This window comes from Klebsiella sp. GL120222-02 (genome assembly GCF_003097195.1).
Classification (GTDB): Bacteria; Pseudomonadota; Gammaproteobacteria; order Enterobacterales; family Enterobacteriaceae; genus Klebsiella; species Klebsiella variicola.
In genome coordinates, this window is record NZ_QEQO01000003.1 from 306419 (window position 1) to 328148 (window position 21730).

Annotated in this window: 20 protein-coding genes and 1 pseudogene; 12 read left to right on the plus strand and 9 right to left on the minus strand. The window is 58.3% G+C overall.

Annotated features, from left to right (window positions below):
- The first annotated feature begins 46 nt into the window (after positions 1–46).
- From mutH to N438_RS11425, 4 genes are all read left to right on the plus strand, one after another.
- Positions 47–742: a DNA mismatch repair endonuclease MutH gene (gene mutH, locus N438_RS11410; protein ID WP_008806331.1), complete on the plus strand. Its 696-nt coding sequence runs from the start codon at positions 47–49 to the stop codon at positions 740–742.
- Positions 743–805: 63 nt separating this feature from the next.
- Complete coding sequence (locus N438_RS11415) at positions 806–1519, plus strand: TerC family protein (RefSeq protein ID WP_004205441.1); 714 nt, start codon at positions 806–808, stop codon at positions 1517–1519.
- Positions 1520–1642: 123 nt separating this feature from the next.
- Positions 1643–1861, plus strand: coding sequence for a YgdI/YgdR family lipoprotein (locus N438_RS11420; protein WP_002915974.1), 219 nt, complete (start codon positions 1643–1645; stop codon positions 1859–1861).
- Between the two features lie 220 nt (positions 1862–2081).
- Positions 2082–3122 (plus strand): NADP(H)-dependent aldo-keto reductase, encoded by a 1041-nt coding sequence (locus N438_RS11425; RefSeq protein ID WP_032736374.1) that lies wholly within the window; start codon positions 2082–2084, stop codon positions 3120–3122.
- 103 nt (positions 3123–3225) lie between these two features.
- On the opposite strand, the gene lplT is transcribed toward N438_RS11425, so the two are convergent.
- The 3 genes and pseudogenes from lplT to N438_RS28525 form a co-directional block, all read right to left on the minus strand.
- Positions 3226–4419, minus strand: a complete 1194-nt coding sequence (lplT, locus tag N438_RS11430) for a lysophospholipid transporter LplT (RefSeq protein ID WP_012967281.1) — start codon at positions 4417–4419, stop codon at positions 3226–3228.
- Entirely contained in the window at positions 4412–6571 is a 2160-nt protein-coding gene (gene aas / locus N438_RS11435) for a bifunctional acyl-ACP--phospholipid O-acyltransferase/long-chain-fatty-acid--ACP ligase (RefSeq protein WP_012540651.1), read from the minus strand. The genes lplT and aas overlap by 8 nt, the downstream gene beginning before the upstream one ends.
- Positions 6572–6833: 262 nt before the next feature.
- Positions 6834–7098, minus strand: a pseudogene (locus N438_RS28525) (hypothetical protein).
- 93 nt (positions 7099–7191) lie between these two features.
- On the opposite strand from N438_RS28525, the gene galR reads away from it, so the two are divergent.
- A complete protein-coding gene (gene galR / locus N438_RS11445) occupies positions 7192–8208 on the plus strand; it encodes an HTH-type transcriptional regulator GalR (protein ID WP_008806335.1) in 1017 nt (338 codons plus the stop codon).
- Here galR and N438_RS11450 read toward each other — a convergent pair.
- The 4 genes from N438_RS11450 to N438_RS11465 all read right to left on the minus strand — a co-directional run bounded on the left by N438_RS11450 (position 8169) and on the right by N438_RS11465 (position 12259).
- A complete protein-coding gene (locus N438_RS11450; RefSeq protein ID WP_116696302.1) occupies positions 8169–8648 on the minus strand; it encodes a GNAT family N-acetyltransferase in 480 nt (159 codons plus the stop codon). The genes galR and N438_RS11450 overlap by 40 nt on opposite strands.
- On the minus strand, positions 8645–9418 hold the full coding sequence (locus N438_RS11455) for a GntR family transcriptional regulator (protein ID WP_008806337.1): 774 nt from the start codon (positions 9416–9418) through the stop codon (positions 8645–8647). Before N438_RS11455 ends, N438_RS11450 begins: the two co-directional genes overlap by 4 nt.
- 68 nt (positions 9419–9486) lie before the next feature.
- Positions 9487–10914 carry a glycoside hydrolase family 1 protein gene (locus tag N438_RS11460; protein WP_110195128.1) on the minus strand — a complete coding sequence of 476 codons (1428 nt, stop codon included), beginning with the start codon at positions 10912–10914 and terminating at the stop codon, positions 9487–9489.
- 7 nt (positions 10915–10921) lie between these two features.
- Positions 10922–12259 (minus strand): PTS transporter subunit EIIC, encoded by a 1338-nt coding sequence (locus N438_RS11465; protein ID WP_110211051.1) that lies wholly within the window; start codon positions 12257–12259, stop codon positions 10922–10924.
- 299 nt (positions 12260–12558) lie between these two features.
- On the opposite strand from N438_RS11465, the gene N438_RS11470 reads away from it, so the two are divergent.
- The gene (locus N438_RS11470; RefSeq protein ID WP_162893599.1) at positions 12559–13560 is read left to right on the plus strand and encodes a LacI family DNA-binding transcriptional regulator; all 1002 of its coding nucleotides are present in this window, start codon (positions 12559–12561) and stop codon (positions 13558–13560) included.
- On the opposite strand, the gene lysA is transcribed toward N438_RS11470, so the two are convergent.
- Positions 13553–14815 carry a diaminopimelate decarboxylase gene (lysA, locus tag N438_RS11475; protein ID WP_008806341.1) on the minus strand — a complete coding sequence of 421 codons (1263 nt, stop codon included), beginning with the start codon at positions 14813–14815 and terminating at the stop codon, positions 13553–13555. The genes N438_RS11470 and lysA overlap by 8 nt on opposite strands.
- A gap of 137 nt (positions 14816–14952) precedes the next feature.
- On the opposite strand from lysA, the gene N438_RS11480 reads away from it, so the two are divergent.
- Positions 14953–15879 carry a LysR family transcriptional regulator gene (locus tag N438_RS11480; RefSeq protein WP_012967277.1) on the plus strand — a complete coding sequence of 309 codons (927 nt, stop codon included), beginning with the start codon at positions 14953–14955 and terminating at the stop codon, positions 15877–15879.
- Here N438_RS11480 and N438_RS11485 read toward each other — a convergent pair.
- Positions 15845–16558 (minus strand): aspartate/glutamate racemase, encoded by a 714-nt coding sequence (locus N438_RS11485; RefSeq protein ID WP_008806343.1) that lies wholly within the window; start codon positions 16556–16558, stop codon positions 15845–15847. The genes N438_RS11480 and N438_RS11485 overlap by 35 nt on opposite strands.
- A gap of 139 nt (positions 16559–16697) precedes the next feature.
- Between N438_RS11485 and N438_RS11490 the strand changes: the two genes are divergently transcribed.
- The 5 genes from N438_RS11490 (at position 16698) to N438_RS11510 (ending at position 21706) form a co-directional block, all read left to right on the plus strand.
- Positions 16698–17024, plus strand: a complete 327-nt coding sequence (locus N438_RS11490; RefSeq protein ID WP_012540645.1) for a cupin domain-containing protein — start codon at positions 16698–16700, stop codon at positions 17022–17024.
- 453 nt (positions 17025–17477) lie between these two features.
- Positions 17478–18368, plus strand: a complete 891-nt coding sequence (locus tag N438_RS11495; protein ID WP_004205419.1) for a sugar ABC transporter permease — start codon at positions 17478–17480, stop codon at positions 18366–18368.
- A complete protein-coding gene (locus tag N438_RS11500) occupies positions 18361–19263 on the plus strand; it encodes a carbohydrate ABC transporter permease (protein WP_008806346.1) in 903 nt (300 codons plus the stop codon). The genes N438_RS11495 and N438_RS11500 overlap by 8 nt, the downstream gene beginning before the upstream one ends.
- Positions 19264–19275: 12 nt before the next feature.
- Complete coding sequence (locus N438_RS11505) at positions 19276–20403, plus strand: ABC transporter ATP-binding protein (RefSeq protein ID WP_022064919.1); 1128 nt, start codon at positions 19276–19278, stop codon at positions 20401–20403.
- 16 nt (positions 20404–20419) lie between these two features.
- On the plus strand, positions 20420–21706 hold the full coding sequence (locus N438_RS11510) for an ABC transporter substrate-binding protein (RefSeq protein WP_008806348.1): 1287 nt from the start codon (positions 20420–20422) through the stop codon (positions 21704–21706).
- Positions 21707–21730: the final 24 nt, after the last annotated feature.

Here is a 21730-nt window from a genome sequence, read left to right on the forward strand (position 1 = left end):
CAACGCGCAAAAATAGCGCTCATTTTTTAGCCAAAGGTAGCGCCCTATGCCCACTATCGCCCCTCTCTCCTCGCCGCCGCAAAGTCAGGAACAGTTGCTGGCCCAGGCCCGTCAGCTGGCTGGCTATTCGCTGGGCGAGCTGGCGGCGCTGGCCGGGATCCCCATTCCGCGCGATCTGAAACGCGATAAAGGCTGGACGGGCATTCTGCTGGAGCTGTGGCTGGGCGCCAGCGCAGGCAGTAAACCCGAGCAGGATTTCGCCGCGCTGGGGGTCGAGCTCAAAACGATCCCCATCGACAGCCGGGGGCGTCCGCTGGAGACCACCTTCGTCTGTGTCGCCCCGTTAACCGGCAATAGCGGCGTCACCTGGGAGAGCAGCCATGTGCGGCATAAGCTGCAGCGCGTCCTGTGGATCCCGGTGGAGGGTGAACGCACCATCCCGCTGGCGGCGCGGCGCGTCGGCGCACCACTGCTGTGGAGTCCGGACGAAGACGAGGAGCGCCAGCTGCGCATGGACTGGGAGGAGCTGATGGATCTCATTGTTCTGGGCGAAGTTGAGCGCATTACCGCCCGCCACGGCGAGGTGCTGCAGTTAAGACCGAAAGCCGCCAACAGCAAGGCGCTGACCGAGGCCATCGGCGCGCACGGGGAGACGATCCTGACGCTGCCGCGCGGCTTTTACCTGAAAAAGAATTTTACCGCCGCCCTGCTCGCCCGCCATTTCTTGTTACAACACGATTAATTTTTTGTTCTGCGTTAGGGCTTGCATATAATTGCTGCTTTCTATTTTGCAGGACTTTGAACAATGTTATTTGCATGGATAACCGATCCTAACGCCTGGCTGGCGCTGGGCACGTTGACGCTGCTGGAGATCGTGCTCGGGATCGATAATATTATTTTTCTCTCTCTGGTCGTGGCCAAGCTCCCCACCGCCCAGCGCGCCCACGCGCGACGGATCGGTTTGATGGGCGCGATGGTCATGCGCCTGGCGCTGCTGGCCTCTATCGCCTGGGTAGTGAAACTGACCAACCCGCTCTTCACCGTCCTCGGTCAGGAGATTTCGTTTCGCGACCTGATCTTGCTGCTCGGTGGGCTATTCCTTATCTGGAAAGCCAGTAAAGAGATCCATGAATCTATCGAAGGTGAAGAAGAGGGGCTGAAGACCAACGTCCACTCCTTTCTCGGCGCTATCGTGCAGATCATGCTGCTGGATATCATCTTTAGCCTCGATTCAGTGATCACCGCCGTCGGCCTGTCGGATCATCTGTTCATCATGATGGCGGCGGTGGTGATTGCGGTGGGGGTGATGATGTTCGCCGCGCGACCTATCGGCGATTTTGTTGACCGCCATCCTTCGGTGAAAATGCTGGCGCTGTCGTTTCTGATCCTGGTCGGCTTTACCCTGATGCTGGAAAGTTTCGACGTTCATGTGCCGAAGGGATACATCTATTTCGCCATGTTCTTCTCTATTGCGGTGGAGAGCCTTAACCTGCTGCGTAATAAGAAAAACCCGCTGTAAACCACAAAATTGCAGCCTGGTCACAGGCTGCAACCCTTTTTCAGACTTTACTGCTTTTTATGTCTCACAAATCAGGCTATTAATAGACGGGTATGGGGTGCAGCTACTCAAGAGGTGATGACGATGAAAAAATGGGCAGTATTGATTTCCGCCGTAGGACTGGCGTTCTCGGTTTCCGGTTGCAGCAGCGATTACGTCATGGCGACCAAAGATGGGCGAATGATCCTGACCGACGGTAAACCTACCGTGGATGACGATACCGGTTTAATCAGTTACGAAGATCAGCAGGGTAATAAAATGCAGATCAATCGTGACGACGTTTCGCAAATCATTAAGCGTTAATCTTTCCCCGTCGGCCCCAGCCTCTGTTGACGCTGCGCTTACCGACAACCAGTCTTTTGAGAAGAGTCGGGACACACCAGGACGCCGCGGGTTCCACCCACCGCCCCTCCTCGTCACCCGGCTTTTTTGATTTTTTACTTCCTCTTTTTCTCACCCTCTGCCATGTTGATACTCCTTTGTCGGGGAATGCCTGACCTTATAAATAAAAAGGAAGCTGGCTATGCTGTATCACCGTATCCCACACAGTTCACTTGAAATCAGCACCCTCGGGCTGGGGACCATGACCTTTGGCGAGCAGAACAGCGAAGCTGATGCCCATCAGCAGCTCGACTATGCGGTTGCCAACGGCATCAATCTGATCGATGTCGCCGAAATGTACCCCGTCCCGCCGCGCCCGGAAACTCAGGGGCTGACTGAAACCTACGTCGGCAACTGGCTGGCGAAACGCGGCAATCGCGAAAAGCTGGTGCTGGCCTCCAAAGTTAGCGGGCCCGCGCGCAATAACGACAGCAGCATTCGGCCCAATCACGTCCTGGACCGCAAAAATATCCGCGAGGCGCTGCACGCCAGCCTGAAGCGGCTGCAGACCGATTACCTCGACCTGTACCAGGTACACTGGCCGCAGCGCCCAACCAACTGCTTTGGCAAGCTGGGCTATACCTGGGCTGATGCCGCGCCCGCCGTGACCCTGCTGGATACCCTCGAAGCGCTGACCGAGTTCCAGCGCGCCGGGAAGATCCGCTACATCGGCGTGTCGAACGAAACCGCCTTCGGCGTGATGCGTTATCTGCACCTGGCGGATAAGCACGACCTGCCGCGGATCGTGACCATTCAGAATCCTTACAGCCTGCTGAACCGCAGCTTTGAAGTCGGCCTCGCGGAAGTGAGTCAGTTCGAAGGCGTGGAGCTGCTGGCCTACTCCTGCCTGGCTTTCGGCACACTGACCGGCAAGTATCTCAACGGCGCGAAGCCGGCGGGGGCGCGCAATACGCTGTTCAGCCGCTTTACGCGCTACAGCAGCGAGCAGTCGCAGAAAGCGGTTGCGGCCTATGTGGATATCGCCAAACGCCACGGCCTCGATCCGGCGCAAATGGCGCTGGCCTTTGTGCGTCGGCAGCCATTTGTCGCCAGCACCCTGCTGGGGGCGACGACCATGGCGCAGCTGCAGGCTAACGTGGAAAGTTTGCAGCTTGAGCTGAGTGAAGAGGTATTAGCGGAGATTGAGGCGGTGCATCAGGTTTATACCTACCCGGCACCGTAAGAAAGCAAAGCCCCGGGTAGCGGCGTATACGCCTTACCCGGGCTACCGAAGAGCAGACATTGATGAACCCGTCGCCCGGTTAAGCGCAGCGCAAACCGGGAGGTTATTTACGCCGCCCCCAGACCCACAGCGCGGCGATGGCCACGGCAAAGACCGCGCCAAACCCTATCCCCACGGCGACCGGCGGAACGCCCACGCTCACCGCCAGGGAATAGAGCCCCAGCATCAGCAGCATCGCCACGTTTTCGCCCAGGTTCTGTACCGCAATGGCGTTACCTGCCCCGACCGAATGTTTCCCACGCTCCTGCAGCAGCGCGTTCAACGGTACGATAAAGAACCCGCCGAACACCCCGAGCAGTAACAGCAGACCGAACGCCGGCAGCAGCGACTGCTGCACCGCAAAGGCCATCACCGCGATACCGATCAATATTCCCGCCGGCATACAGCGCGATACCGTCTCCAGGGTCACCAGCTTCGCCGCCGCCCCGGCCCCCAACACAATCCCCACCGCCACCATCGCATTAAGATAGGTAGGCATGGCGTTGCTGGTAATGCCCAGCGCCACCGGCACCCAGATCACCAGCAGGAAGCGCAGGGTCACGCCAGCGCCCCAGAACAGGCTGGTCCCCATCAGCGAAAAGCGGGTTTCGCCGTTGCGCCACAGCGTGCGGCAGGCGCTGAAGAAGCTGTGCGTCATTGGCTTAAAACGCCACGACTGCCCCGGGCGCGCCGCCGGCAGCTTGGGTATCCACAGGTTAGCCACTACCGCCCCGCCGTAGACCAGCGCGCAGACGATCAGCGCCGCCAGCACGTGCCAGTCGGCGAGGATCCCGCCGGCCATGGAGCCCAGCAGGATCGCCGCGATGGTCGAGGACTCCATCAGTCCGTTAGCCTTCACTAACTTATCGCCGGTAGTCAGTTCGCCGAGAATGCCATACTTGGCCGGCGAATAGGCGGCGGCGCCAATCCCCACCAGCGTATAGCCGATAAACGGATTGACACCGAAGCAGATGCAGCCGGCGCCGAGCAGCTTCAGACCGTTGGCCACCATCATCACCCGGCCTTTGGCAAAGCTATCGGCAAACTGGCCGACAAAAGGAGCAAAAAGAATGTAAGCGCCCACAAACAACATCTGCAGGACCGGCTGGCTCCACTCCGGATAATAGAGCTGCTTCATCAGCGCCAGGGTGGCGAAGAGAAGCGCATTGTCGCCGAAGGCCGACAGGAACTGGGCGCAGATCACCGCCAGCATCCCTTTCGAGTACAGCGAAGGGTTAGTATGTACTGACTCACTCATGGGTTGTTTCCGCCTCGTCGACCATGTTTTTCAGGGTGACATAGTCTGGCTTGCCGCTGCCCAGCACCGGCAGTTGCTTCAGCCAGCGTATATCTCGCGGTACCGCCAGCTCCGGTACTCCGTGCTGGCGAGCGTAGCGCAGCAGGGCTTCGCGAGTCAGTTCATTATCGGTGGTAAACAGCACCAGCGCCTCGCCTTTGCTGGCGTCCTGCTTAATCGCCGTGGCGTGCATTTTGTCCGGCGACGCGCCGAGGGCCACCTGCTCCACCATCTCGAGGGAGATCATCTCGCCGGCGATTTTGGCAAAGCGCTTCGCGCGGCCCTGGATGCGAACATAGCCCTGCTCGTCGAAGGTGACGATATCGCCGGTGTCATACCAGCCCGCTTCCTTCTCGCCGTGCTGGTTTTCCGCCGCTGGCGCTTCCAGCACCCCGGGGTTTTCCACCCGCAGGTAGCCTTTCATGATGTTCGGCCCTTTTAGCTGCAGCCGCCCCCCTTGCTCAATGCCTGGCATCGCCAGCAGGCGGGCGTCCATCCCCGGCAGGATACGGCCCACGGTGCCGACCTTCGCCGCCATCGGTACGTTAATCGATACCACCGGCGCGCACTCGGTCACGCCATAGCCTTCGAGAATGCGCAGGCCGAATTTATCCTGCCACAGCTGTTTGGTGCTCTCCTGCAGCTTCTCCGCCCCGGCGACCACATAGCGCAGGCGATAGAAATCATACGGATTAGCGAAGCGGGCATAGTTGGCGAGGAAGGTCGAGGTACCGAACAGCACCGTGCAGTTGCGATCGTAGACCAGCTCCGGCACCACGCGATAGTGCAGCGGGCTGGGATAGAGAAACACTTCTGCCCCGGTAAACAGCGGCGTCAACAGGCCGACGGTGAGGCCAAAGGAGTGGAACAGCGGCAGCGCCGACATAAAGCGGTCGTTGGCGGTAAAGTCGGCGATAGTTTTGATCTGCTCGACGTTGGCCAGCAGGCTCTTATGGCTGTGCACCACCCCTTTCGGATTGCCCTCCGAGCCGGAGGTGAAGAGGATCATCGCCGCGTCTTCCGGCTGCTGCTTAACCTGCGCCAGACGCGGCGCCAGCAGATGTCCGAAAATCCATAGTTTGTCAGCGAGGGTGATATCACCTTTAAGATCTTCGAGGAATACCCAGCGCACCTGGGTCAGTTGCTCCGGCAGATGCCAGAGTTTGCCTTTATCGAGGAAGGTGCGTGAGGTAAAAATAGTGTTGATTTCCGCGGCGGCTATCGCGCTGCTGAGCCCTTTCACCCCGGCGGTATAGTTCATCATCGCCGGAATACGCCCGCGGGCGATAGCGCCGAAAATCACCGCCGCGCTGATGCCGGCGTTAGGCAGCATCAGGCCAATCTTTTCGCCCCGCTGGCTGTATTTTTCCAGAATGCGGGCGACAAACAGGGTTTTGGTCAGCAGCTTGCGATAGGTATCCGGCTGGAAGTTGATATCCTCCACGCAGGGTTTGCGCGCGCCGAAGCGGTCCTGTGCCGCCAGCAGCGATTCATACAGGGTTTCCCGCGGACGCACTGCCATCCGGGCTTCCATCATGATTTGATGCAGCATTTCCCCGGCGATTTTCCGCCGGTCGCGGGCGCGCGGCGCCTCGGGCATCGGCAGATGGGTGGGCGGCAGCAGATGCAGCTGAATACGCGGGAACAGGCGACGCTTCACCAGCCCCTTCAGCCGGCTGAAGGGCGTCAGTTCGGCGCCGTCAATGCGTAGCGGCACGATGGTCGCCTGCGATTTGGCGGCGACAAAGGCGGCGCCGTCATAAATTTTCATCAGCGAGCCGCTAACCGAAATTCGCCCTTCCGGGAAGATAACCACCGGCCGCCCCTGCTCAATCAGCCGCACCAGATGTTTGATCGACATCGGTTTGGTCGGGTCCAGCGGTACAAAATCGATAATCGGCGTCAGCGCGCGCATAAACCAGCGCTGGCTGATTGAGGTATAGACCGCAAAAACCGGTCGGACCGGCAAAAACAGCGCCAGCAGAATGCCGTCGAGGAAAGAGACGTGGTTCGGGGTAATTAAGACCTTTTGCTGGTATAAAGCCTGCGTGTCGCCGGTCAGTCTGACCCGGTATAACCCCTTGAACAGCAGTCTGAAAAATCCCAAAAGCATAACAACTCCATGTGACCGGTGATGAGTCAAAGCAGGTTACACGAGAAGGCATGGGAAAGCAGTGCAGCGGGGAGATTTTCGGAATAAAAAAAACCTGCGCATCCGCGCAGGTCGGTGTAAGACGTTCAGTACGAAGAGCGTACCTAAGAAACTCACCTATCAATACCTCTGGGATCTCGATTGTCGCGTTTTTCGACCGTAACGGGCCAGCGGGAAAACGCAAGGGAGTGAGCCTAAGTGCAACCAGGTATTACGATTTTCGCTATCTGTAACAACGCCGATGGCGGGCAAAAAAAAACCTGCGCATCTGCGCAGGCTGGTGTAAGTAAAGTGGTCAACGTGACGTTGACTCCACCTATCAATACCTCTGGGATAGCCAGAATATCAACCGGGTCCGCGAACAAACCAGCGAACATTCGCAACAGCGCATCGCAAAGTGTAAGCAAAGGTTTGTATTTCCCTGCGTCGGTTTCAATTAGCGATGACGTCAATGTAACCAGGTTACCCATAAGCCCGGCCTGAATCACATTTGCGCCATTCCTTCGCCGCCGCGCCTTGAATCTGCCGCTCTTTCCCGTAACATAGCAGTATGTAAACGCTTACCCTATAAAAGGCATGGTATGGCGACAATTAAGGATGTAGCCCGACTCGCAGGAGTCTCCGTCGCTACCGTCTCCCGCGTCATCAATAACTCTCCCAAAGCCAGCGAAGCCTCGCGTCAGTCCGTGGGCGCGGCGATGGAAACCCTGAACTATCATCCCAATGCGAACGCCCGGGCCCTGGCCCAGCAGTCAACGGAAACCGTCGGCCTGGTGGTGGGTGATGTCTCCGACCCCTTCTTCGGCGCGATGGTCAAAGCCGTCGAACAGGTGGCTTACCGCACCGGCAACTTTTTGCTGATTGGCAATGGCTACCACAACGTGCAGAAGGAACGCCAGGCGATAGAGCAGTTGATCCGCCACCGCTGCGCGGCGCTGGTGGTGCACGCCAAAATGATCCCCGATGAGGAACTGGCGGGGTTAATGAAGCAGATCCCCGGCATGGTGCTGATCAACCGCATCCTGCCCGGGTATGAAACCCGCTGCGTGGCGCTGGACGACCGCTATGGCGCCTGGCTGGCGACCCGTCATTTGATCCAGCAGGGGCACACGCGTATCGGCTATCTGTGCTCAAACCACCATATCTCCGATGCGGAAGATCGACTGCAGGGGTACTACGCGGCGCTGGAAGAGAGCGGCCTGCCGTGCAATGACCGGCTGGTCGCCTTTGCTGAACCGGATGAAAGCGGCGGCGAACTGGCAATGACCGAACTGCTTGGCCGCGGCCGCCACTTTAGCGCCGTCGCCTGCTATAACGACTCGATGGCCGCCGGCGCGATGGGCGTACTCAACGACAACGGCATCGACGTCCCGCGGGAAATTTCGCTGATTGGCTTCGACGATGTCCTGATTTCGCGCTATGTCCGTCCGCGGCTGACCACTGTCCGCTACCCGATCGTCACCATGGCGACCCAGGCGGCCGAGCTGGCCTTAGCCCTGGCGGAGTACCGCCCGGCCCCGGAGATCACCCACCTGTTCAGCCCGACGCTGGTGCGCCGTCACTCGGTGGTCGCCCCGCTGGAAGGCGATAAATCGTAGCGATAGAGATGCACGGCGGTGGCCGGGTAATCCAGCCCCTCGCCGAGGTAGCGCCAGCCGAAGCGTTCATAGAAATCCCGGCAGGCGGAGTAGAGATAGAGCTCCCGAAAGCCCGCGCGGTGGGCATAATCGATCACATGCCGCTGCAGTTTTCCGGCCAGCCCCTGACCGCGGGCGGCGGGCGCGACGTACAGCGCCGCCAGCCAGGGAAACAGATCCTGGCGGCTGATCAAGTCGCAGCGCCAGAGGCCAATCGTGCCGAGCAACTGCTCGCCTTCCACGGCAATAAAGGTCAATGGCAGCGCCTCCGCCGTCTGGCTATGCTGCACAATGCTGGCGAAAAACTCCCGCGGCAGCGTCTCGCCGCCAAAGGCGTGCCACAGCCAGTCGGTTACCTGCGGGGCGTACTGCGGCGCAGCGTACAGCGGCAGGATCGTCATACCAGCTTCCCCTGAAAAATCGGCACCGAGTCGAACAGATAGCCGTCAAAGTCGGGGGCGTCTTCATCGGACAGCTCCAGCAGACTGTTTTTGACGTTTTCCAGATGCTGCCACATCGCCTGCCAGGCGCCCATCACATCGCGACGCCGCAGCGCGGCGAGCAGCGTCTGTCGGTCACCGAGCCACTTCAGCCGCCAGGCGCGGCTGGCAATATGCACATTGAACTGCTGCCACAGTGGGCTGCTGTCCATCTGCAGCCAGATCCGCTCCACCGTCGCCAGCAGCATCTGGTTCTGCGTCGCCCCGGCCAGCACCAGATGGAACAGACGAGCGTTATCCTGCGCGGTGTCGTTGAGGGCGATAGCCCGCTGCTCCTGCTCGACAATCCGCTTCAGATTGTCGATATCGGCGCGGGTGGCCATTTTCGCGGCAAAGGCGGCGATATTGCTCTCCAGCAGCTGGCGCGCCTGCAGAATTTCAAACGGACCGACGTCGCTGCTGAGCAGTTGCTCCTCTTCGCTGTCGTTTTCATGGGGAATACGCATGACGTACACCCCGGATCCCTGACGAATATCCACCGTCCCCTGCAGCTCCAGCATCAGCAGCGCTTCGCGCACGATGGTCCGGCTGACGCCGTAGGTTTCGGCAATATGGCGTTCCGGCGGCAAACGCGACCCGACCGGGTAGCGCCCCTGCGCGATCTGGGCGCGTAAGTCATCACCAATCTCCTGATAGGGCTTCTTTTCCGGCGGAATTATCGCTTTTTCCACAAAATCACCTGTGCGTTACATGCCTGCGAGTCAAATACGCCGCTATCTTAGCAAAAATTGCCCCCCGGCTAGCGGTATTCATCATCGATATCCAGCACCATTTCACGCCGTTCGCCCAGCTGACGAAACCAGTGCGCCGAGGCTTTGGGTCGCCGGGCGCGATGGTTTTGCAGGTCGATTTCGATAAGCCCGTAGCGGTTTTTAAAGGCGTTCATCGGCGATACGTTGTCGGTAAACGCCCACAGCATATAGCCCTGGCAGTTGGCCCCTGCCTCGCGGGCGCGCAGGGTGTGCCACAGATGTTCGCTGATAAAACGGATGCGGTAACTGTCATCGATGGTGCCTTCGCGGTTACGGAACTGGTCTTCGTTTTCCACCCCCATCCCGCTCTCCGCCACGAACCAGGGGATGTTGCGATAGTCATTTTTTATCCGCATCGCCATATCAAAGATGATTTGCGGGTAGATTTCCCAGCCGCGGGAGGCGTTCATTCGCCGGCCGGGCAGCTCAAACGGCTCATAATACCAGGCCGGATGAAACGGGGTATGCGGATGCCAGGCCCGCGACGGGGCTTTGACCCGGTGCGGGTAGTAAAGATTAATCCCCAGCTCATCGACGGTGTGCTCGCGAATAATCGCCAGATCCTCCTCGCTGGCGTCCCACGTCACCTGATGCTGTTCGAGCAGTGCAAGAAGCTCCGGCGGCCAGACCCCGTGCACCAGCGGGTCGAGGAACATGCGGTTGTAGAACAGATCGTAGATCTCCGCCGCGCGCAGGTCATGGGGGGCGCGTGAGCGTGGGTAGGTCACCTCCGGATTGAGGATGCAGCCGACGGTCCCGGGATAGCCGAGCTCGCGAAACCGCTTCACGACGCTGGCGGTCGCCAGCACCTTATGATAGTTCCACTGCATCCAGGTGCTGGTGTTCTGCTCATAGGGCCAGCGCAGGGCATCCAGATAGACCCGGGTCTGTACCACAATTGGCTCATTAAAGGTAAACCAGCGGGTCACCTTCGGGTGGTAGCGGGCAAAGACCTGCTCCGCGTAGCGCACAAACAGCTCGACCACCGTTTTCGACCCCCAGCCGCCATACTTTTCCAGCAGATAGCCGGGCAATTCATAATGCTCAAGGCAGATCATCGGCGTGATGCCGTTGGCCAGCAGCGCATCGAACAGCTGGTCGTAATAGGCCGCATACTCCTCATCCACCGTGACGTTTTCATAGTCGGTCAGAAAGCGCGACCAGTTGATTGAGGTGCGGTAGTGGGTCAGCCCGGCCAGCTTCATCAACTGCACATCTTCCTGAAAGCGGTTGATAAAATCGGTGGCCACCGCCGGGCCATAGCCGTTATGCCAGACGTGGCGGTCGTTTTTGTACCAGAGATCGGGCCAGGAGTCCTGCCCCGGTTTTTTCCCGCTCCAGCCCTCGGTCTGCCAGGCGGAAGCCGCCGCGCCAAGGATAAAATCATCGGGAATGGTCATCCGTACGGTAGTCATAGGCTCCTCAGACAGGGTTGGCGGTCTGTTGATTGTCGGCCTGACGCTGTGCGGCATCGGCACGGCGGGAGGCGATTTTGACGAAAGGCAGATAGATAAGCACCGCGGTCACGATGCAGATAAACTGGGTCACCACCGCCCCCATCGAGCCGGCGGTGGAGAGCCAGGCGTTGATCAGCGGCGGCGTGGTCCAGGGCACCATCACTACCGCCTTGCCGGCGAAGCCGGTCAGGGTGGCGAAATAGCCGATGCTGCCGGTCACCAGCGGGGTGATGATAAACGGGATAGCGAGGATCGGGTTGAGCATGATCGGCATCCCGAAGATCACCGGCTCGTTAATATTGAACAGCCCCGGGCCTATCGACAGCTTGGCGATCTCTTTCATCTCTTTACGCTTCGTGGCGATCATCACCGCAATCAGCAGGCCGATGGTCAGCCCCGAGCCGCCGATGCTCATGTAGACGTCCCAGAAGGGCATCGTGATAATGTTCGGTACCTCTTTTCCCTGCTCAAAAGCGCTCATATTGACGGTGATCGCCCCCAGAAGCAGCGGCTCGCGGATCGGCTTGATCATCTGGTTGCCGTGAATGCCGATCACCCAGAACAGCTGGGCGACGAACATCAGCAGCAGGATCCCCGGCAGGCTCTGCACCACCCGCTCCAGCGGCTGCTGCACCACCTGGTAGACCGCATCGTACAGATACATTCCCGTCAGTTGGTGAAAGAGAAAACCCAGGGTGGCGATCGCGGTGGTGGTGATGATCGCCGGGATCAGTGCCGAAAAAGAGGCGGAAACGTTCGGCGGCACGGTATCCGGCATTTTGATCTTCAGTCCCTTGCGCCCCTCCAGCCAGCAGTAAATCTCCACTGACAGAATGGCGATGAACATCCCGAGGAACAGGCTGCGGGTATCGGAGAACTGGCGCAGCAGGACATCTTTCACCACGTGCATCTGGCCATCGACCATCATCTCCACCGTCGTCGGCGTGACGCAGATAAAGCAGATCACCGCCAGCAGGCCGGGAAACAGGCTTTTGATGCCGTTTATCCGCCCCAGCTCAATACCGATCAGAAACACGGCGCCGATATTGAGGAAATTGAGCGTGGCGTAGTTGAGCGCGCTGGTGATCGGCTTCAGCGCCGCAAGAAAGGAGAGCGAGGAAAAGCTGGCGAGCCCATTCTTCGGATCCAGCACCATATTGGAGATCAGTACCGAAAAGGCCCCGACGATGATCACCGGCATCAGAGTAATAAACGCCGATTTGATCGCCATAATGTAGCGATAGCTGTTGAATGTCGTCGCGAAACGCCCCAGCGCGTCGATCAGTTTGTCCTGTAATGCCATAAAAGAGTACCTCAGAGTAAAGGGCTTATTGCGGCCAGGTGAACAGCCAGAGACTTTTGGCATACCAAAACATAGTCGCCAGGCAAAAATAGTTCTGTGACAGCGCTCGCAACGCGCACTGTGGTATCCCAAATATCCGATAGAATCGACATTGGCATACCAGACTATGCCGGCTCGTCAGTTCCTGCCAAAAGCGTGATCGCGATGGTTTTTCCGCCCCGCCCCGTCGATATGTCCCTTTTCGGTCTGTGATAAACTGCGCTTTACCACGTGAAATCAGGAATCGATGAATGGCTACAATGCTGGATGTCTCAATTCGCGCAGGCGTCTCGAAAGCGACGGTTTCCCGCGTGTTGAACGGCACAGGTCAGGTGAAAGAGAGCACCCGCCAACAGGTCTTTAAAGCGATGGAAGAGCTGGGCTACCGGCCGAATTTTCTCGCACGCTCGCTGGCCAATCAGACCAGCAATAGTATCGGGCTGGTCGTCTCCACCTTCGACGGCTTCTACTTTGGCCGTCTGCTGCAGCAGGCTTCACGCCAGACGGAAGCCTGGGGAAAGCAGCTTATCGTCACTGACGGTCATGATACGCCGGAGCGCGAAGAGGAAGCGGTGCAGATGCTCGCCGACCGGCAATGCGATGCGATCATCCTCTATACCCGGCACATGAGCGAAAAGGCGATCATGTCGCTGATTAATTCGATCGCCATGCCGCTGGTGGTGATTAACCGCGATGTGGCGCAGGCCCGCGAACGCTGCGTGTTCTTCGAGCAGCAGGAAGCCGCCTTTCAGGCCGTTGAGTATCTGATTACCCAGGGCCACCGCGATATCGCCTGCATGACCGTCCCGATGCACACCCCTACCGGCCAGGCTCGCCTGCAGGGCTACCGCAACGCGCTGCTAAAACATGGTATTGAGTGGGATCCGAGCCGGGTGAAGTACGGGGACTCGACGATGACCCGCGGCTACGAACTGTGCCGGGAACTGCTGGACGAGAAAGCCCGCTTCAGCGCGCTGTTTTCCTGTAACGATGATATGGCGCTGGGGGCGTCAAAGGCGCTGCATCAGGCGGGGCTGCGTATTCCGCAGGATGTGTCGCTGTTTGGCTTCGACGATGCGCCAAGCGCGAAATGGCTGGAGCCGGGGCTATCGACGGTCTATCTGCCGATCGACAACATGATCACCACGGCTATCGATCAGGCGATCAAGCTTGCTAACCAGCAGCCGATAGAAACGATCCCGCCGTTTACCGGCACGCTGGTGTTGCGCGAGTCGGTAACGACGGGACCTTTTTTTAAATAAGCTCTAAGGCCAGCAGCTCCTGAATGGTCTGGCGACGGCGGATCAGCCGCGCCTTGCCGCCATCAAACAGCACCTCCGGCAGCAGCGGACGGCTGTTATAGTTGGATGACATCGAAGCCCCGTAGGCGCCGGTGTCATGGAGCACCAGATAGTCCCCAGGCACCACCGCCGGCAGCAGGCGGGTCTCGACTTTGCCCCCTTCCTGCTGGGTAAAGACGTCCCCGGATTCGCACAGCGGCCCGGCCACCACGGTTTCCACCTGCGGCGCGGCGCTGAGATCGCGACCATCCGCCGCCAGAGCGGTGATATGGTGATAGCTACCGTACATTGCCGGGCGCATCAGGTCGTTAAAGCCGGCGTCAATCAGCACAAAGTGACGGCTGCCCATCTCTTTCACGCTGCGCACCTGCGACACCAGCACGCCGGACTCGGCCACCAGGAAGCGTCCGGGTTCAATCTCCAGTTTCACCGGGTGCCCCAGATGGGCCGCGATCTGCTCCCTGGCGCGGTTCCACAGGCCATAATAGTGGGCGGTGTCGATGGCCTCTTCGCCTTCGCGGTAAGGAATCGACAGACCGCCGCCGGCGGAGATGGCCTGCAGATCCTGGCCAAAGTCGACGACCTGACGCACCATCGCGCCGCACACCTGCTCCAGATGACCGTAGTCAACGCCAGAGCCAATATGCATATGGATCCCGACCAGCTGCAGCTGATAGCGACGCATCACTTCCAGCGCCGCCGGCAGGTGGCTGTACCAGATACCATGCTTGCTGTTCTCCCCGCCGGTATTGGTTTTCTGGCTGTGGCCGTGACCAAAGCCCGGGTTGACGCGCAGCCAGACGCGATGGCCCGGCGACACCTCGCCCAGCTGGCTCAGCATGTCGATCGAGCCGGCGTTCACCGGGATCTGTAACGCTTTCACCCGATCGAGGGTGGCGTCGTCGATCAGATCGGCGGTAAAGACGATATCCTCTGGATTCTGCTGCGGATCGTAGCCCGCCGCCAGCGCCCGCTCGATCTCCCCCAGCGACACCGAGTCCACCTTCACCCCCTGCTCACGCATCAGACGCAGAATATGAATGTTAGAGCAGGCTTTTTGCGCAAAACGTACCACGTCAAACTGGCTGAGCTGGGCAATCTGGCGGCGAATAATCTGCGCATCATAGACCCAGACTGGACAGCCAAATTCCGCGGGCAGGCGCAGCAGGTTGTCTGCGGTCAGGTCAGTATCGGTGGCGTAAAGCGAGTGTGGCATAAGAACTCCGGTGCAGTGCGTGTGTTGGTCGCTGTTTTTTTTCGATTACGCCACAGTGGCGGACGAATAAAAAATATCGTTTTATCGCGACTCTATGCAAAAATGATATGGTTACAGCCGAGCCTCATGGAGACCGCATGCCAGCCGTTAATTTGCGTCATATCGAAATCTTTCACGCGGTGATGACCACCGGCAATCTGACCGAAGCGGCGCGGATGCTGCACACCTCGCAACCCACGGTCAGCCGCGAGCTGGCGCGCTTTGAGAAAGTGCTCGGCCTGCAGCTGTTTGAACGGACCCGCGGTCGCCTGCAACCGACGGTGCAGGGCCTGCGTTTGTTTGAGGAGGTTCAGCGTTCCTGGTACGGCCTGGACCGCATCGTCAGCGCCGCCGAGAGCCTGCGCGAGTTCCGCCAGGGCGAGCTGTCGATCGCCTGCCTGCCGGTCTTTTCCCAGTCCTTTCTGCCGCTGCTGTTGCCGCCGTTTCTCGCTCGCTACCCGGAGGTCAGCCTGCAGATCGTCCCCCAGGAGTCGCCGCTGCTGGAGGAGTGGCTCTCCGCCCAGCGCCATGACCTCGGCCTGACGGAGACCCTGCATACCCCGGCGGGCACCGAACGCACCCCACTGCTGACGCTGAATGAAGTCTGCGTGCTGCCTGCCGGCCATCCGCTGGCGGTGCAGACGACGCTGACCCCCGCCGATTTTCAGGGCGAAAACTACATCAGCCTGTCGCGCACCGACAGCTATCGCCAGCTGCTTGACGCCCTGTTCCTTGAGCATCAGGTTAAACGGCGGATGGTGGTCGAAACCCACAGCGCGGCCTCGATCTGCGCCATGGTGCGCGCCGGCGCCGGGATCTCGGTGGTGAATCCCTTGACCGCTCTGGACTATGCCGATAGCGGCGTGGTGGTGCGCCGCTTTAGCGTCGAGGTGCCGTTTACCGTCAGCCTGATCCGCCCCCTCCACCGCCCGCGATCGGCGCTGGTCGACGCCTTTGTTGCACACCTGCAGGAGAGTCTGCCGCAGATCCTCACGCCGCTGGCGTCGGTCCTGCAGAGAGCATAAAGTTTACCGCGTCTTCTGCGTGGATCGCCGCAGTGTCAAAGACCGGCAGCGGGCTGAGCTCGGCAGGCACCAGCAGGCCAATTTCCGTACAGCCGAAAATAACCCCTTCCGCCCCCTGCTCCGCCAGGGCGGCGATCACCTGCAGATAATAATCCCGCGACGCCTCGCTGAAAGTGCCGAGACAGAGTTCGTCGAAGATGATCTGATTGATCCGCGCCCGATCGTCAGCCTCGGGGATCAACGTCTCGATGGCAAACTGCTCCAGCAGACGACCGCGGTAAAAGGTCTGCTCCATGGTATAGCGGGTGCCCAGCAGCGCGACCCGGCGCTGGCCTTTGGCGGCAATCGCCCGCCCGGTGGCATCGGCAATATGCAGGAAGGGAACCTGGCAGCGGGCGGCGATGGCATCTGCGACTTTATGCATAGTGTTGGTGCACAGGACAATGCCTTCGGCCCCCGCCTGCTGCAGCCCAACCGCGGCTTCAGCAAGGATCTCCCCGGCGCGATCCCAGTCGCCGGCGGACTGGCAGGCTTCGATGTCGTGAAAATCGACGCTGTGCAGCACCAGGCTGGCAGAGTGCAGGCCGCCAAGTCGCGCCTTAACGCCCTCATTGATCAACCGATAATAGGGGATCGTGGACTCCCAGCTCATGCCGCCTAACAGGCCAATGGTTTTCATCTTCTGCTCCTTATGTCGTTTCTGCCAGTGAAGCAAACTTGTGATCAACTTTCCACTTCTCTGGCCGCGTATTTCTTTTTCATGAAGAGTGGGATAAGTTAAATGAAACAATGTTTCACTTTAACAACAGGACCGTCCGATGTTTATTTTCCATAAAGACACCACCCTTGAAGACCTCGGCAATGGCGTAACCCGCCGCATTCTGGCCCACGACGGAAAAATGATGGCCGTGGAGGTGAATTTTGCCGCCGGCGCCGTCGGCCCGATGCATAACCATCCCCACGAACAGCTCACCTATGTGCTCTCCGGTGAGTTTGAATTCACCATCGGCGAGGAGACGCGCGTCGTAAGTGCCGGCGATACGTTGTATAAGCAGCCAGGGATCATGCACGGCTGCGTCTGCCTGCAGCCCGGCACGCTGCTCGATACCTTCACGCCGGTCCGCGAAGATTTTCTCTCACGCTGATCCATGATGGGGGCGTTTACCGCCCCCGGTTTAAGAGTTACCGCAGGCATTAAAAAAGATGCCGTCACAATCATTATCCTGGTAATAATATTTTTCACTCAGTTAACGCTGAACCTTCATTCTTTTCAGGCTCCCGCAGCCCCCTAAAATGCTTACCACCTCACCTTTTTGAAACATCGTTTCGACTTTGATCACATTTCCATCCTGATCTGCATGACGCAGAAATAAATCGCAATAAAATGAAATTAAAACGGTGTTTTATAAAAAATAGAGCAGCATAAAAGCGAGCCTGACAGCACGCCACTTGCTGGCTCACTTAAATAATAACCCATTCATTAACAAGGACATGTTAATCAGAGGAAGCGTTCAGACATTTTTGCGTTGTCAGGCGAAAAGGCCGACAGCGCCGCGTCACCGAATCCGTATTACAACTCGTAAGCCAGGTAGGTATGTATGAATGAAAACAAGCTGCTGGGATTGGCATGGATATCACCCTATATCATCGGGCTGATCGTCTTTACCGCTTTTCCCTTTGTTTCATCTTTCTTTCTCAGTTTTACTGAGTACGACTTGATGAGCCCGCCGGTATTTAACGGCATCGAAAACTATCGCTATATGTTGACCGAGGACAGCCTGTTCTGGAAATCGATGGGCGTGACCTTTGCCTACGTTTTTTTAACTATTCCCTTAAAACTGGCTTTCGCCCTCGGCATTGCTTTTGTGCTCAATTTCAAACTGCGCGGCATCGGCTTTTTCCGTACCGCCTACTACATTCCGTCGATTCTCGGCAGCTCAGTGGCTATTGCGGTACTGTGGCGCGCCCTGTTCGCCATTGACGGCCTGCTGAATAGCTTCCTCGCCGTCTTTGGCATCGATGCCGTCAACTGGCTGGGGGAGCCTTCGCTGGCGCTGATGTCGGTCACCCTGCTGCGCGTCTGGCAGTTTGGTTCCGCGATGGTCATCTTCCTCGCCGCGCTGCAGAACGTTCCGCAGTCGCAGTATGAGGCGGCGATGATCGACGGCGCCTCAAAGTGGCAGATGTTCATGAAGGTCACCGTGCCGCTGATCACTCCGGTCATTTTCTTCAACTTTATTATGCAGACCACTCAGGCGTTCCAGGAGTTTACCGGCCCGTACGTGATAACCGGCGGCGGCCCAACCTATTACACCTACCTGTTCTCACTCTATATCTACGATACCGCCTTTAAGTACTTCGACATGGGCTATGGCGCCGCGCTGGCGTGGGTGCTGTTCCTCGTCGTCGCGGTCTTTGCATCGATAGCCTTTAAATCATCGAAATACTGGGTCTTCTACTCCGCCGATAAGGGAGGCAAAAATGGCTGATATTCAACAGATGGCGCCGGTAATGAGCAACGCCGATCGTGAGGTCGCTCGTACGCTGCGTCGGGAAAAGGTGAGTCGGGTGGTACGCTACGTCGTGTTGATATTCGTCGGCCTGCTGATGCTCTACCCGCTGGCGTGGATGTTCTCCGCCTCGTTCAAGCCGAACCATGAGATCTTCACCACCCTCGGACTGTGGCCTGCCCACGCGACCTGGGACGGGTTTATCAATGGCTGGAAGACCGGCACCGAATACCATTTCGGCCACTATATGCTTAACACCTTTAAATATGTGATCCCGAAGGTGGTGTTAACGATCATCTCCTCCACCATCGTGGCGTACGGCTTTGCACGCTTTGAGATCCCGTGGAAGAAGTTCTGGTTCGCAACGCTCATCACCACCATGCTGCTGCCGAGCACCGTCCTGCTGATCCCGCAGTACCTGATGTTCCGTGAAATGGGGATGCTGAACAGCTATCTGCCGCTGTACCTGCCGCTGGCCTTCGCCACCCAGGGATTCTTTGTCTTCATGCTGATCCAGTTTCTGCGCGGCGTCCCACGCGATATGGAAGAGGCGGCGCAGATCGACGGCTGCAACTCCATCCAGGTGCTGTGGTACGTGGTCGTGCCGATCCTCAAGCCGGCCATTATCTCGGTGGCGCTGTTCCAGTTCATGTGGTCGATGAACGACTTTATCGGCCCGCTGATCTACGTCTACAGCGTCGATAAGTATCCCATCGCGCTGGCGCTAAAAATGTCCATCGACGTCACGGAAGGCGCGCCGTGGAACGAAATTCTGGCAATGGCGAGTATCTCCATTCTGCCGTCCATCATTGTCTTCTTCCTGGCTCAACGCTACTTCGTGCAGGGCGTGACCAGCAGCGGAATCAAAGGTTAAGAGGGAAATATCATGGCTGAAGTCATTTTCAACAAACTGGAAAAAGTTTACTCCAACGGGTTTAAAGCGGTGCATGGTATCGACCTGAAGATTGCCGATGGCGAATTTATGGTGATCGTCGGCCCCTCCGGCTGCGCCAAATCGACCACCCTGCGCATGCTGGCGGGTCTGGAAACCATCAGCGGCGGCGAGGTGCGGATTGGGGACAAAATCGTCAACAACCTGGCGCCAAAATCACGTGGCATCGCGATGGTGTTCCAGAACTACGCCCTCTATCCGCATATGACGGTGCGCGAAAACCTCGCCTTCGGCCTGAAGCTGAGCAAGCTGCCGAAGGCGCAAATCGACAGACAGGTGGAAGAAGCGGCGAAAATTCTCGAACTGGAAGAACTGCTCGATCGCCTGCCGCGCCAGCTCTCCGGCGGCCAGGCGCAGCGCGTGGCGGTGGGTCGGGCGATCGTCAAAAAACCGGACGTTTTCCTGTTCGACGAACCGCTCTCCAACCTTGACGCCAAACTGCGCGCCTCGATGCGGATCCGCATTTCCGATCTGCATAAGCAGTTGAAAAAATCCGGCAAACCGGCGACCACCGTCTACGTCACCCACGATCAGACGGAAGCGATGACCATGGGCGACCGCATCTGCGTGATGAAGCTCGGCCACATTATGCAGGTTGATACGCCAGACAATCTCTACCACCAGCCGAAAAATATGTTTGTCGCCGGGTTCATCGGCGCGCCGGAGATGAATATTCGCCCCAGCCAGCTGGTTGAGCACGACGGTCGCCTGCATCTGACGCTGGGCGATCAGCGACTGCCGCTCAACGACCTGCTGCAAAGCAAAGTTGAGACCCATAAGAATCAGCAGGTTTTCTTTGGCGTGCGCCCGGAGTTTGTCTCTCTCTCCGATGAACCCTTTGCCGAGGGTTCCTGCACGGGTGAAATGGTACGTGTGGAAAACATGGGACATGAATTCTTTGTTTATCTGAAGGTTGCTGATTATGAGCTGACCGCCCGCGTGCCGTCCGATGAAGCGAAACCCATGATCGAGAAGGGCCTTCATCGCAAGGTGTATTTCAAATTTGATCTCAATAAGTGTCACATCTTTGACGCGAAAACCGAACAGAACCTCTCTCTGTGAACACTGGAGTATTAAAATGAAAAACGTGCTTTTAAGCGCCGTCATCTCCGCCACTCTGGGCCTTACCGCATTACCGTCAATGGCGAAGGATGTCGACCTGCGTATGTCCTGGTGGGGGGGCAACGGCCGCCATCAGGTCACCCTCAAGGCGCTGGAGGAATTCCACAAACAACATCCCGACATTAACGTCAAAGCAGAATACACCGGCTGGGACGGCCATCTTTCGCGCCTGACCACCCAGATTGCCGGCGGCACTGAGCCTGACGTGATGCAGACCAACTGGAACTGGTTGCCGATCTTTTCGAAAAATGGCGAGGGCTTTTACGATCTCAATACCCTGAAAGACGAGATCGACCTCAGCCAGTTCGATGCCAAAGAGCTGCAGTCCACCACGGTCAACGGCAAGCTTAACGGTATTCCCATTTCCGTCACCGCCCGCGTCTTCTACTTTAACGACGAAGCGTGGAAAAAGGCGGGCATCGCCTTCCCGAAAACCTGGGATGAGCTTATGGCGGCGGGCAAAACCTTCGAAAGCAAGCTCGGGAAACAGTACTACCCGGTCGTGCTCGAACACCAGGACGTGCTGGCGCTGCTCAACTCTTATATGGTGCAAAAATACAATCAGCCGGCCATCGATGAGAAGGGGCGCAAATTCTCCTACAGCAAAGCGCAGTGGGCAGATTTCTTCGGTATGTATAAGAAGCTTATCGACAACCATGTGATGCCGGACACCCGCTACTATGCCTCGTTCGGCAAGAGCAACATGTACGAGATGAAGCCGTGGATCCAGGGTGAATGGGGCGGCACCTACATGTGGAACTCCACCATCAACAAATATTCCGATAACCTGAAGCCGCCGGCGAAGCTGGTGCTGGGGGAATACCCGATGCTGCCGGGCGCCACCGACGCCGGACTGTTCTTCAAGCCCGCGCAAATGTTGTCGATTGGCAAATCGACGAAAAACCCGCAGGCGGCGGCGAAAGTGATTAACTTCCTGCTGAACAGTAAAGAAGGGGTGGATATTCTCGGACTGGAGCGCGGGGTGCCGCTGAGTAAAGCGGCGGTCAACTACCTGACCGAGGACGGGATCATCAAAGCCGACGATCCGGCGGTGTCTGGCCTGAAACTGGCACAATCCCTGCCCACGACCCTGCCGGTCTCCCCGTACTTCGACGATCCGCAGATCGTCGCCCAGTTCGGCACCACCCTGCAGTACATCGACTACGGTAAAAAGTCGGTGGAAGAAGCGGCCGAGGACTTCCAGCGCCAGACCGACCGCATTCTGCGCCGCGCGATGCGCTAACCTGCCCGTCTGAACTCTCCCGCG